At 47.7% G+C, this 14,476-nt stretch carries 9 protein-coding genes; 2 read left to right on the forward strand and 7 right to left on the reverse strand.

What is annotated here, in order from left to right; translation table 11 throughout:
• Positions 1–5: 5 nt before the first annotated feature.
• From AC6CIF_RS10925 to AC6CIF_RS10955, 7 genes are all read right to left on the reverse strand, one after another.
• Entirely contained in the window at positions 6–2,639 is a 2,634-nt protein-coding gene (locus AC6CIF_RS10925) for a transglutaminase domain-containing protein (protein WP_498199600.1), read from the reverse strand.
• Positions 2,640–2,646: 7 nt separating this feature from the next.
• Positions 2,647–3,669, reverse strand: coding sequence for a carbohydrate-binding family 9-like protein (locus AC6CIF_RS10930; protein WP_498199601.1), 1,023 nt, complete (start codon positions 3,667–3,669; stop codon positions 2,647–2,649).
• Between the two features lie 63 nt (positions 3,670–3,732).
• Positions 3,733–5,019, reverse strand: a complete 1,287-nt coding sequence (locus AC6CIF_RS10935; protein ID WP_498199602.1) for an alpha-L-fucosidase — start codon at positions 5,017–5,019, stop codon at positions 3,733–3,735.
• A gap of 34 nt (positions 5,020–5,053) precedes the next feature.
• Positions 5,054–6,649 carry an extracellular solute-binding protein gene (locus AC6CIF_RS10940; protein WP_498199604.1) on the reverse strand — a complete coding sequence of 532 codons (1,596 nt, stop codon included), beginning with the start codon at positions 6,647–6,649 and terminating at the stop codon, positions 5,054–5,056.
• Between the two features lie 41 nt (positions 6,650–6,690).
• Complete coding sequence (locus AC6CIF_RS10945; protein ID WP_036668765.1) at positions 6,691–7,599, reverse strand: carbohydrate ABC transporter permease; 909 nt, start codon at positions 7,597–7,599, stop codon at positions 6,691–6,693.
• Between the two features lie 15 nt (positions 7,600–7,614).
• Positions 7,615–8,586 carry an ABC transporter permease gene (locus AC6CIF_RS10950; protein ID WP_498199606.1) on the reverse strand — a complete coding sequence of 324 codons (972 nt, stop codon included), beginning with the start codon at positions 8,584–8,586 and terminating at the stop codon, positions 7,615–7,617.
• A 979-nt stretch (positions 8,587–9,565) separates the two neighbouring features.
• On the reverse strand, positions 9,566–10,489 hold the full coding sequence (locus AC6CIF_RS10955; RefSeq protein WP_237176659.1) for an S-layer homology domain-containing protein: 924 nt from the start codon (positions 10,487–10,489) through the stop codon (positions 9,566–9,568).
• A gap of 361 nt (positions 10,490–10,850) precedes the next feature.
• Between AC6CIF_RS10955 and AC6CIF_RS10960 the strand changes: the two genes are divergently transcribed.
• Entirely contained in the window at positions 10,851–12,593 is a 1,743-nt protein-coding gene (locus AC6CIF_RS10960) for an ABC transporter ATP-binding protein (RefSeq protein WP_498199607.1), read from the forward strand.
• Positions 12,586–14,403 (forward strand): ABC transporter ATP-binding protein, encoded by a 1,818-nt coding sequence (locus AC6CIF_RS10965; RefSeq protein ID WP_498199609.1) that lies wholly within the window; start codon positions 12,586–12,588, stop codon positions 14,401–14,403. Before AC6CIF_RS10960 ends, AC6CIF_RS10965 begins: the two co-directional genes overlap by 8 nt.
• Positions 14,404–14,476: the final 73 nt, after the last annotated feature.

Consider the following 14,476-nt stretch of genomic DNA (forward strand, 5'->3'; position numbering starts at 1 on the left):
CCTCTTCACTCCGATCCGTTCGATGATTGAGATATCGCAGCAGCAATCTGCAAGGCTTCCTTCCCGGTACCAATCTTATACCCGGAAGCCGAATAACGAACTTGATGCTGAGTATCCAGCACGAACAGATGTGGATAACCCGCTTCGTGAGTTGCAGGCTTCGAAATGAAGCCGGACAAGGAAGCATAACTGGAATCTCGTACAAAAACCGTGCGCACAGGAAGATTCGGATAACCAACAGGACTAAAGGCAGCGTTCCATTCCATATCTCCGATCATGAGCACGATTGGTATACCAAGCTTATCCAGCGGCTCTGCCAGCTCACACAGTTCACGAATCAGATGTTTGGTCGGTTCCCGCTCCGGCTCAATCCAGGCAGCAATGGCACCCTCCGATCCCAGAAGTTCCTCCAGTTCTACCTCTGAGCCATCCAGACGGGTCAGAATACTTTCTGGTACCAGTTTACCCAGTACAGGAATATCAACCTCAGTCTCGCGATAAGACAAGACAACCTCAGCGGTATCTCCGGCGTTCACGGTAAAGTAAACGAATCGTACTTTTGCCGTTCCATCTTTCAGACGAACGCCTGTCGTTAAACGATAAGCTCCTGCCTCAACCTCATATGGCTCACTATAGACATCCGTACTGCCATAAGGATAAATCAATGTCTTGTAGACGCCATCTTCCAGACGGGCAAACGTAAAGTTCTCGAAATAAGATGCTTCAGCTGTATCGTGTGGAGCTTTTATATCCCTATGAAGTTGGAGCATTCCCCAGCTTGTGCTCTCCTGAGTTAGAGGTGAGGTGAGACTAAACACTGCATCCTCCCAGCCTCTGTCACTTAGATACTGTGGTTTCTGTGCGCTCGGATGTAATCGGGCCGGAATACCCAAACTGCGACATACAGCCACAAACAAAATATCCAGCGACTGAGAGTCTCCCTTCATTAGACTAAACGTCCCTATTGGATTCCCTTTGCCTTTTAGATTAGGAAGATCTTCATAGTATTCATATTGCTGTTCCAGTATTCGGGCAAGTGTCGAGGGATTCTCCCTGAACGCTGCCGCCTCATCTGCCGAAAAGGCGCTCTGGAATACACCCCGATAAGGGACCAGCATCTCATAGGAGATCCGCGGACACAGGATGTATCTCACAAAAGTATCTTCCGCCCATGATCCTTGCTGCGAGAGCGCACCGATCAGATGATCGTCCAGCGTCTGCTGGAAGGTATCAATTAAATCTTTTTCATTCATCGACTCCAGCAACCGGAGCGGCCACTCACCGTATGGATTGGAACGTTCCTCTAGGAAAGCTGCAATCTCCCGGCTGTTCCCCCGTGCCTTGTGGAGAACATCCCACACACGTACCGAGGGCAGTCCAACCTTTTTAGCCAGCGAGATAGCTTCCTCCTCACTCAGGAACGTGTCCTCATACTCGCTCCGGGTCTGCGCTCCTTCCTCCAGACGACGATTATGAATCTCAATCTTCTCTTCCGGTAATGCAACCACAACCTCTCCCTCCCTTTCCGGAGGAGGAACCATATCGAAATCTACACTCCCTGTGGGCTGCTCTGACGAGTCCAGCACAAGCTCTATAACCTTGTTTTCCTGAGCCTTGTATAGGATTTCACTCCACTTGCCGTCGCTGACCACACGAATCAAAAGGTCGCCACAGCCTGTCTTAAAGGTCGCTCCCCCTTGTGCGTCCGTCCTGATTTCGGCAATTGGATAGAATTCAGCCGTATTGTACAGCTCAAAACGGACACTCGCGCCCGGTACGGGCTCTCCCTGTTCATTTTTCACCTTCACATAGATGTTGCGTGTGGGCGCATAGTTCTCAAGTAAATTAATTTCCGTATATCCCTTTTCCGAGAGCGTAATATCCTCTGGTCCGGGATAGTCGGCATAGATCCTCGTATTAATCAGCATGGCCCTGCGGGCTGGCGGGCTGAACCACCCTTGGTTCAGACGGGCTTCCGGCTCGCATGCCCCGATGTAATACCATTGACCATCTGCCCAGGCTTCTACCCAAGCATGATTGCTGTCACAGTGAGCCCAGCGCGGTGTGTAGACCTGACGGGCAGGTATGCCGATGCTGCGAAGAGCGGCTACTGCCAGCGTGGATTCTTCGCCGCATCGGCCACGAGCATTTCGGATCATCGTCAGCGGTGATATCGTGCGCAGATCGCTGCCTATATAGGTCGCTTTTTCATGACACCAGTAATTGGTCTCCAAAATTGCATCTGCCATGGATAAGTTCGTAGTCCGCTCGACTAATTCGCCATACATCAAGCCGCGGTAATCTTCAATATTTTCCGTATTTATCCGATAAGGCAGCACAAAATGAAGGAACAGATGATCCGGAACGCGATCTCCCCAAGGCACACGTTTACGGGTGTCCAAAGCCCGGCGCACATGGCTCAAGAACAAGTCCCCGTTATAATCAGCCATGTCGTTTACCGGCATATAGGCATAGACATACTTCAATGCCCATGTCTCTTCTTGTGTTAGCTCCTGCTGAAAAATATGAAACAACTCCGATTTGCGGGCCTCTGCAAAACGTACCTTCTCTTGGAACTTCTGCTCGATCCTCTCCAATGACTGTGCATCAAGGGAAAATACCAAGGTTTGGCTGGTCATTGTGTTCTCACTCCTTCCACAGCTTTCCGTCTTCCCGAATACAGATCAAGGCCGTGGCGTCCGAAGACGGCGCAGTAATCTGGAACAGGCTGCGAGTCGTTTCAATAACAGGATTACAGCTCAACAATTCCTCACCCATAAGCAACTTCATATCTTGGGTAAATTCACCATGCTTTTCATAATAATTACGTTCACGGTAATAAAGCTTGCGAAGCTCCCATTTGATTCGTTCGTCTTCCGGCAACTCAAATGACTGATCCGTTCCGTCATCCGAGAATACAACATAACCCCACAACTCTGGATAATGCATGTTGATGATGCCCATAGGTGACCACACCCAGTTGTCCTCCGGATAAGGGTTGCCCGTATCCGGATTAAGCACTTTGCGGTACTCATCGCCCTGTACCTCGGTCTGCCACTCCACACGCGAGAAGTTGACACGCCAGAACTCACCCGGCGCAGGTGGACGGTTTCCCTCGGCGCATTCCTTTAGACTGGTCCAGGGAATCGCGACTTCCACGCTCCATTTTCGGTTATCAGCCCTAGGTCTGTTCAGTTCCCCATCGATATATACAGCCGTCTTGAGACCGCTGATATCCCAACCGTTAACCGGAGGCCCACCATCCCGATAAGGCTTCACTAATAACAGGTCCCATACCGTATTGAGCGCATTGATCTCGAACTCATAATATTGATGGGAATCCCCGTCGGGATCGATAAAAATCTCAAAGTCATTGTCATAAAAAATAACGGAATCACGTTCAGTCAGGGTAGCCCATATCTGATCTTCAATCAGCTCTGCAGCAAAATAGAAATAGTCGTCATCCCACAGCATTTTTACCCGTGTCTGTTTCTCTGGCTTCGGACGAAGATCACCTTCGATATCAACGAAATCCTCCGTCCAATGAGCCGCATTCCAAAATGCCTTATCCACACGACCGTCTAACACCAACGGTTCCTGCGCACGCTTGCATATATAATGTTTGGGAGCATACTCAATCCTGGGTTCTGGCACTCCACTTCTGTTCATGTCACTCTCTCCAATTCGTAAGGGAGGGCATGCATCTACCAGCACACGCCCTCCCCGTAATGGTTAGTTATGGGTGACAACGGCTCCAGAGCCGCCGTACATTTCCAGCTCCTCATCAAATTCGAGCTTAAGAACGGTCACCTGTTCATGCGTGTCCTCCGGGGTCATCTTGATCCACGTTGTCCCCGGGATATTGAACCAAGGCACGCCCCCATGAATCTCATGATTAAGCTCTTTGCCCGAATGCAGCACGGTAATTTTCTTGATCGGATTACAGAGACCCTTGATGCACACATTCTCTTTTGGATCGTCATACACAAACAGGTACAGCGTCTTTCGATCCTCGGATACGGTGCTTCCCCCCAGATAATAGCGAGGCATAATGCCTTCACCCGTGCCAAAGACGGCCTCTTCATGGGTTCGGATCCAAGCTCCCAGTCCAAGCAGAATATCCTCCTGCCTCTGATCGATGGTGCCATCTTCACGCGGACCGATATCCAGCAACATATTACCGCCCATCGAAATGCAGTCGCAGAACATTCGAATGATCTGAATTAACGATTTGTATTTATGATCTGTTGGCACATAACCCCAAGATCTATTGATCGTGGTGCAGAATTCCCAGGGTCCCTCCGGTCTTGTGATCGGAATGCCTTGCTCAGGCGTTTTGTAATCCCCATAACCTTGAAGGCGGGAGTTGATGATGATATCCGAGTTAAAAGATTGCAGATAATGCTTGAACTCCGGCAGATTCCACTGCTCGGCACTCCGTTCCCAGTCCCCATCGAACCACAGCAGATCCACCTTTCCGTAATTTGTTAAAATCTCTCCTAGTTGATGGTTATTGAATTGCAGGAACTTCTGCCACTTTGCCTGATCCTGAACGCCGTCCACAGGACTTGAATGCCGGTTGACACTGCTGAGGTCCTCCGGTACTTTCCCACCTTCATACACGCTAGGATAATCCGGATGTGACCAATCAATGAGCGAGTAATACACCCCCAGATGAATGCCCTTTTCCCGAATCGCTTCCGCATATTCCTTCACAATGTCCCGATTCGCTGGTGTCTGTTTGACAACATTGAGATCGCTATATTGCGTATCCCATAACGCAACGCCATCATGATGCTTCGTTGTTAATACGGCATACCGGGCACCAGACTTCTCAATCAAGTCCGCCCACTTCTCAGCATTGAATTTCGATGCCGTAAAACCATCCAACTGTTTCATATATTCTTCATAGGATATCCTGCCATTATAGAAGGACCAGGATTCCGCAACCCCGTCCACCGCATAGATGCCATAGTGAATGAATATCCCCAGCTTGGCTTCTTCAAACCATTTCTGCATAACGCGCCACACCTCCCCCGAGAATTAGGCTTTTTTATTGCCCGGAATTCCAGCGGTCATATGCCGCCTGATACAGTTCGATGATACGGTCACTGCCCATTTTCTTCATCTGTGCAATGTACTTATCCCAGTTCTCAAGTGCTTCCTGGCCGGTCACAAACTTCGCTTCCATCTGTTTGACGTACGTATCCAGATCAGACAATAGAGCGGTTGCTTCGCTTTGCTCTTCATTCGTCAAATAAACGTTAGGAAATGGTGCTTTTCCGATAGGTACCAACTTCTCTTGATTCTGCTGGTCAATCCACTCATCAAATTCGGTGCGTAGACCCTTCGCTACATCCGGATCATTGATACCCGGTGTCAGGATACCAAAGTTCGGTGTGATTTTACCCCGGTATTCCTCACGATCACCGCCGCCAGGAACGGGGAGCCACTCTTTAACATGATTTTCCTTGTCTTTGAATTTCCACAGCACACCTTCCGGACCTTGATTGAACAGTGTCGCACCTTCATAGCTGTATAAATAATCGATCCATCGCATCGTCGCCTCGGGTGACGGGTTGCTGCTTGTAATAGCAAAGGTACCGCGAGCCGACATACCCGGATGCTTGCCGTATACCGGAGAGTCTGCCACCTCGCTCTTCACGGGTGTCATCAGCGGATGATCCGTGCTAGGTTCACCGCCAAGCGTGAAGTATGGATGATAATCGTTGAACAGTGCAAGTTTGTTGCTTTCACCTTTTGCTTTTTTCTGATCACCTGTTTGAGAAAAGGTCTCATGATCCAGCAAGTCTTCTTTCCACAAGCGGTTCATGAATGTCAGATAACCTTTGTAACCTTCTTCTTGATAAGGATAGTGAACTTTTCCGTCTTTATCGGAATAGATGCCTTCGTTGTACATTCCCCAGAAGCCGAAGAAAAACATGCGAAGATCATCCAGTTTTACAGAAGTAAGCGGAATTTCATCTTGCTGGCCATTGCCATTAGGGTCTTCTTCTTTTACACGCTTGAGATACGAATACAATTCCTCCGTAGTCTTGGGCTCTTCTACGTTAAGTGCCTTCAAGAATTCCCCGTTGTACCACATTGGGCCTCTATACCACACGGCCGCTTTATCAATGAATGGGAGTGCATACATATGCCCATCAGGTGTTGTAAATGATTTGCGGACATCCGGGTTCTCATCGAGGATCTTTTTGATATTGGGTGCGTAACCTTCGTCAATGTATTTTTCCAACGGAATCAGGATGCCCTGGCTGCCATAAGTCACCTGCTCAGCTGGCTTGAGGTCTGCAGCATAGAACATATCTGGCAAGTCCCCGCTCGCGAAAACCAGATTTTTCTTCGTTTCAAAGCTGTCGATTGGTGAGAGCTGGTACTCCAGCTTGATGCCCGACAGTTTCTCCATTTCTTGCAGCACAGGCATGGTGCTCCAGTCGGCTACGCCCGCATCTTGGGACATGACCTTCAACGTTAGTGTTTTGTCTACAATGGGGAACCCTTCTTTTTTGACCCCCTCTACTTTGGAGGTCGTGCTTCCGTCCTCATTGGTTGAACCACAAGCTGCAAGCAATGTTGCGAATAAGGTGAGACAGAGTGTAATGGATGAAGCCTTGCGAAGCTTTTTCATAACAACAACTCCCCTTGTTTAATGTGGTATATGGATTAAGATCATCCCTTAACGGAACCGATCATAACACCCTGTACAAAGTAACGCTGGAGGAATGGATACACCGCAATGACCGGTAGGGTGGCAACAATAATGACAGCATATTTGACCAGTGCAGCGATCTCCGCTTTGGTATTCATCGCTGTTGCTGAAGAGGTATCGATAGCGCCTCCCCCTTGAGCCGCCATTTCTTGAAGCACCAGAATCTGGCGCAGAAAGAGCTGCAGTGGGTACTTGGAAGAATCATTCAGATAGATCATGGCACTAAAATAGCTGTTCCAGTGTCCGACTCCATAGAAGAGCGCCATCACTGCAATGATTGGCATGGAAAGCGGGAGCACAATCTTGATGAACAACCGGGTGTTGGTACACCCATCAATATGCGCCGCTTCCTGTAACTCCTTGGGGATGGTCGATTGGAAGAACGTTCGGCATACGATAATATTCCAGATGGATGCAGCTCCAGGCAGAATAAGTGCCCACATGCTGTTCACCATACCAAGATCCTTAACCAGCAGGTAACTTGGGACAAGCCCTCCGCCGAAGAACATCGTTACCATAAACATCGCCATGAAGAATCCACGTCCCACAAAGTCCGAGCGGCTGAGCGCATAGGCTGCGGGTAGTGTAACAATCAGGTTAACGATGGTGCCTACAACGGTATAGATAATCGTATTTTTGTACCCAATCCAGATGTTGGTGTTCTCAAACACCCGGGCGTAACCTTCAAACGTAATCCCTTTTGGTAGCAGCCACATCTCACCGGAGGCTACATATTTGGGATCACTGATTGAAGCACTGATGATGTATAACAGCGGATACAGCACAATGACGAGTGCTACCGTCAGATAGATGTAATTGCACAATAAGAACAATTTATCACTTCTGCTTTCTTTCACAGCGGATGACATATGTATTCCCTCCTTTTACCATAGGCTGTTTTCACTGGTGCGGCGTGCAATCTGATTCACGGTAATAAGCAGAATCGCATTCACTACGGAGTTGAACAATCCCACCGCCGTAGAGAAACTGTACTGCGCATCGACCAGACCGGATCGATAGACAAATGTTGAGATGACATCGGACGAGCCCATGTTCAGCGGATTTTGCAGCAGCAGGATTTTCTCGAATCCGACGCCCAGAATACTGCCCATATTCAGAATTAACAAGATGGTGATCGTAGGGATGATCGCTGGAATGTTAATATGCAAAATCCGTTTGAACCGGCTCGCACCATCCACCACAGCCGCTTCATGCAGTTGCGGGTCCACACCCGATAGAGCGGCAAGGTATATAATGGTGCCCCAGCCTGCACTTTGCCAGACTCCTGACAGTACATACACTGTTTTGAACCACGCAGGGTCCGTCAGGAATTGAGGTGACTGAAATCCAAGGGCCTGTACCAAATTGACAATCATGCCTGACGAGGGTGATAAAAAGGTAATGATCATCCCCGACATCACAACGACCGAAATGAAATGCGGTGCATACGTGACGGTCTGCACAGTACGCTTAAAGAAGGAATCCTTCACTTCATTGAACGCTAACGCCAGAATAATCGGCAATGGAAAACCTATAGCCAGCTCATACAAGCTGATGCTAAGGGTATTCCATAATAAATCCCAGAAATAATACGAATTGAAGAAACGGATGAAATGATCGAATCCGACCCATGGGCTTCCTGTGACACCAAGCGTTGGGATAAAGTTTTTAAATGCAATTTGTATGCCGTACATCGGACCATAATGGAATATCAGAAAGTATAAAAAGGCTGGCGCAATAAACAGATACAACTCCCAGTTCCGAATCGTCCTTCTCCATAATTTATTTTTCTTGCTATTCGGAATCGTGTTTACCGTTAAGTTTTGCGTCGAGGGAGACTCCCCATTTAGCTGCATCAGTTGTTTCCTCCTTTTCTAATGAAAATCCGGCCGTTTGTGAGGAAGAGCCCAGCACGCCTGTTTAAATATAAGGAAGGATTTCCGAACCGCGTTTCCATGACGAGCAGCTCTGTTCCACTTCCTAATTGGTAACGCTTACATATCGAGTTTATGGTTCATTTTCTAATCCGTAAATATGCCATTTCCATCTTCACTCTTAAAATCACGGAATATACTGTTACAACGGGGGTTTACACTTTTGTGATCAGCTTGTCATTGTCATTTTGGGGAAGTAAAACATGTAGAATTTGACCCTCTTCCCTCCTTTAGATGTCATTTGGAGTTGTATCCTACGAACCTGGAAAGATGTTGGATCTAAACGGAGGTTAGAAAACAGGCCTTAAAGTCAAAACCCACATACTTACCTGACCAGGGTGTTCATGTCTAAACGCATCATACTGCAGGGAAAGCCACTTAAATGTTAAATCGAAGTGTAATATTATCTTCCATATACCTATCGCATATTACAAACCTGTAATTGCTTGCCCTTATTCTATAATTCTCCTCCCTCTTTCGTATATATGTTGTTTTTATCTTTGCCTATAGGATACACAAACGCCTGTAAACACTGGGGATATCGAGTCGTATATGTAGATTTTGCACAAGGCTTGTAAACTGGGTCCTGTGAGTTTTTTGGAAAAGACCATAATGTATGCCGCTACGATAACACAAATCTAGCTATATAACCCTAACAAATACCCATTATATATTTCATCGATTAGAGAATTCATGTTAATAAAAATAACACAAATGATTTATAAAACTTCATAAAGTGTAATTTAAATTATCATACAAAAGAAAAGTTGTCATGTAACCCGACTGAGATGAATTCACTTCAACTCAAATGAAAAACCCACCCTCCATACATATATGGAAGGTGGGTTTGAGGATACATATCCGTTTAATTAGCGTTTAGTTTGTATGGTTTGCAGTGAATTTACTTACCAGAAGGTTGAGCTTCTGCCGTATATCCCGTTGGGATATCCGTTTCTGCAGTCACATTGGTGATAACCATCGGATACATCATGTCTGGATCAGGTTGAATAATGGAATAGAGCACGATAGCGCGTCCATCCTTCTCCAATTTCACATCATCAATCTTCAATCCATAACCAGGGTGCGGCATTTCAGCACTGAGTTTAACTTTGGTTGTTTTGTCATCTACCTTCGTCGTTGTCACTTCAGGTACGATCGCTTGCTGGCCTTCACCTGGAGTGGTTGGAGCTGGCTCTGCTGAGCCGCCATTGCCGTGTTTATCCACAAATTCAAGTGCATTGAAGATCATGCTTGCAGCCTCCATACGGGTAAGCGACTGATCTGGACGGAAATTCCCGTCCTTATCCAGTTCAATGATGTTCATGTTCAGCAGGTTCTGGACTGCAGATATGGCGTCCTTACCGATTTTATTTTCGTCCTTAACAAGATTATACTTCATGGTGACCGGATAATTCCCGGTTGTGTTAATCCCTTCATGTAGCAAAATGACAAACAGTTCACGCGTCATCTTGCCCTGCGGGTTCACTTCAACCGGAATGGACAGGCCATTCTGAGTAGCGGCCTGCACCGCATCGGCATACCACGTATCCGGACTGATTTTATTCTGAGCGGATGCTTCCGCAAATTCATTTTTCAGACCAAAAGCATTCACAATCAGTTGAACACCTTGTGGCTCGGACAATGCAAGATCTGGACGGAACAGATCCGCTGTTACTCCGTTAACAATACCTTTTGATTTCAATGAATCCACAACCGACTTCTGCCCTTCATCCTTCACATCTGTGAAAGCAAATACCGATGCACCTCCTGCTGTCAAAGAAACGCAGAGCGCTAGTGTTGCGGCCAATCCTTTTTTATGTTTCATTTCCTGGCACCTCCATATGATTAGTAAAGCCTATTTTTTACCTCTTCTTTCCTACAGACGGGGTATCCCTAGAAAATGTTTCAGTAATTTCGACATCTGGTGAATACAACACGAGAACACGGCATAGAACTCTTCTCCAACGCCGATAATCTAAATCACCTGCTTTTTGGTAAGTGGCTTCGTTGACATCCCATCGGATTAGCGCAAAAATAAGAATAGAGAAATCCATCGGATGACGGATAAACAACGAACCAGATCGCATACAGTAAGAGGGCACGACGCGCTAAGAACAGGTGTCGGCCCTTTTCTTGACTCCACCTGCTGAACTGACTTCACCTATAACAAAAGGAGAACAACGCTTATGTCCAAGAAAGGATTACTTCGCGGTTATGTTGTGTCGAACTGGCCTGTTTATCTGGTTGCTGTTCTTCTGATTATTGCCTCCAATGTCGGGCAAGCATCCTTGCCCCGCATACTCGGTAGCTTCACGGATCAGTTGATGCAGAACACGCTTCAGATGCAGACGGTCGTAAGGTACAGCCTGTCCCTTCTGGCTATTGCCATCGGGTATAATCTGCTGTTCGGTACCGGGCAATTCATGATTATGAAGCTCGGTCGACGCTTCGAATTCATGACACGTGAGCGTATATTCAGTAAGTTTTCCGAACTTAGCGAACATTATTTCTCCAAACAGGGTAACGGAAAGCTGCTCAGTTATGTCATGAATGACGTTACTTCCGTACGTGAAGCGATATCCAATGGCGTGACACTCATGACCAATGCTACTTTCCTGCTGTTATCCTGCATTGTCATGATGCTGCTTAGCGGGATTCCGTTGACCCTCATTCTAATCAGTGTTGTTCCTTTGCTGGCGATTCCATTTCTGGTCGTGTTTTTTGGTCCGCGGATTCGCAAGCGCTCTCGCGACGTTCAGGAAGCTCTTGCTACCATGACGGAATCGGCGGAAGAGCAACTGGGTGGCATTCGCGTCACCAAGACGTTTGCCATCGAAGACAGTGCCCGTGAACGTTTTGGAACCACCGTCGATGCGATCAAAAGCAAACAGCTGCGGCTTGTTCGCCTGTCTTCCCTGTTTCAGGCTTTGCTCCCGCTGCTGGGAGCCATCTCATTGGTCGTTTCTCTACTTGTTGGAGGTATTATGACCATGCAGAACTCTATTACACTCGGGAGTTTTGTCGCTTTAACCTTATATCTGCGCATAATCATGGGACCGCTTCAACAGATCGGCAATGTTATTAATACCGTTCAGCGTTCAGGCGCATCACTGGAGCGGGTGAATGACCTGCTCAGCGAAGTAGCCGATGTGCGTGAGCTTCCTGAAGCCACAGCGCTCCAAACCGTACAAGATATCACCATGGAGAATCTAACCTTCTCCTACCCTGGCAGTTCATCTCCTGCTCTCCAAAACATTCAACTCCATATCCGTGCAGGGCGAACAGTCGGTATTGTAGGCAAGACCGGCTCAGGTAAAAGTACCCTCGTTAAGCTATTGCTGCGTACATATGAACCACCTGAAGGAACGATTCGCATCAATGGTACCGATATTCGGCAGCTGTCCCTGGAAAGTCTAAGATCGCGCATCGCCTATGTCCCTCAGGATGGATTCCTGTTTAGTACCACCATCCGGGATAACATCGCATTTAGCGATCGGGAAGTATCGCTGGATACAGTGGAACATAGTGCACGACAAGCCATGATCTATGATAATATTGTCCGTTTTCCTGATCGCTTCGATACACTGCTTGGCGAACGTGGACTCACCCTGTCTGGTGGACAGCGTCAGCGAACCAGCCTTGCAAGAGGACTGATCAAACAAGCACAGTTACTTATTCTGGATGACAGCATGAGTGCGGTTGATGCTGTCACCGAGAGTGGTATTCTGCGCAGTTTGCGCGAGATCGGCAAGGGCAAGACTACATTAATCATCTCTCACCGCATCAGCGCAGTCCGTCATGCCGACGATATTATTGTTCTGGATGAAGGGCGAATTGTTGAGCAGGGAACACATACGCAGTTGATGGCTGCCAAAGGGTTATATGCGGCCACCTACCGTTTGCAGGAGGAGGGATTACATCATGTCTAACGCTAACCCTGAACTTCGCCCAGACGCAGAAGACGATCAGAGTAAAAGAACTTCGTTTAAAGCGATGATGGCATACGCCAAACCGCATAAATGGGCTTTTGCCGGTATCTTCTTCTGTTCACTGCTTGGCATATCGGCAGATTTGTTACAACCCTATCTGGTGAAGATCGCCATCGATGATCATCTGGCCGTAGGCCAGACCAGTGTGGGCTTTCTCGTTCAACTCGCAGCCATCTTTCTTGGGCTGGCTGTCATCAGTTTTATTTTTACCTATATCCAGAATAATCTGTTGCAGCACGTAGGACAGAACATTGTATCCCGGATCAGAAAGGACCTGTTCAAGCATATCTCCAAGATGTCCATGTCCTTCTTTGACCGTTTTCATATCGGCAGTCTGGTCACAAACGTATCCAGTGATACTGAGACCATCAGCAGCTTTTTCACTCAAGTACTGCTCAGTCTGATTCGGGATGGTATGATGCTGGTGCTCATTATCGTCTTTATGTTTCAGCTTGATCCTGTTCTGGCAACATACTCCCTGATCGTTCTGCCCGTCATTGCGGTGGTTGCGGTATTATTCCGTAGTCGACTGCGGAAAGCTTATCAAAATGCGCGCACCCGGCTTTCCCGTCTGATCGCTTTTACGGCGGAGAACTTGTCCGGCATGTTTTTGATTCAAGCTTTTCACCAGGAAGAAGAACAGAAGAAACGTTTCTCGGAACAAAATGCGCTCCATCTGAAAGCCAACATTGCGCAAGCCCGCTCCAATGTCATCTTCAACCGCACGTTTGATATCCTGGGCAATGCGGCTCTGGTCATGATGGTCTGGCTTGGAGGTCGCGCTGTACTGGGTGAGTCCCTGCAAGTCGGGGTATTGTATGCATTTATCAGCTATATCCGTCAGTTCTTTCAACCAATTAACCAGATTACGATGCAATGGAATACATTCCAGTCCACCACCGTATCAATGGATCGCATCTGGAACATTCTGAATACGCGGCCCGAAGTTGCTGATCCCAAAACCGGTATGGCCTCCTCGCTGGAACCACAAAATGTGATGGGCCAGATTGATTTTAACGATGTGTCGTTTGGTTATCGGGCAGACCGTCCCTTGATCCAACAGATGAACCTGCACCTCTATCCGGGTGAAATGGTAGGTATCGTGGGAACAACCGGCGCTGGTAAAAGCACACTGATCTCCCTGCTCAATCGCTTCTATGATGTAGACAAGGGCAGTATCGAGATTGACGGTACCGATATCCGGCATCTGCCGCAGGCTAAGCTTCATCGGATCGTGGGTCTGATTCAACAGGAACCCTTCCTGTTCTCCGGCTCCATCATTGATAATGTGAGAATGTTTCGTGAGGATATTACGCGAGAGCAGGCGATTGAGGCCTGCCGGTTTGTCGGAGCACATGCGATGATTTCACGTTTGCCTCAAGGATATGATACACATTTATCCGAACGCGGAAGCGGACTATCCGCCGGGGAACGCCAGTTGATTTCATTTGCCCGAATCGTGGTGTTCCAGCCCCGAGTGCTCATCCTGGATGAGGCAACCGCCAATCTGGACTCACACACGGAACAACTTGTGCAGCAGGCGCTGGAATCGGTATCCCAAGGACGCACCACCATTGTCATTGCTCATCGCCTGTCCACAGTGATGCATGCTGATCGAATTCTGGTGATGGAGAATGGTGAGATTGTGGAGGAAGGACCGCACCAGGAACTAATCGCAGCCAAAGGTGTATATGCAGACTTGTACACCCATGCGCGTGATGCAGGTAAAAATTCAGCTATATCAGGGTAATGAACCTGAGTTATAGTAAATACAGAACGTTGAACATGCCGCTCTGCTTATGCAGGCGGCACGTTTGGCATAT

It is taken from the genome of Paenibacillus sp. GQ49 (assembly GCF_059759055.1).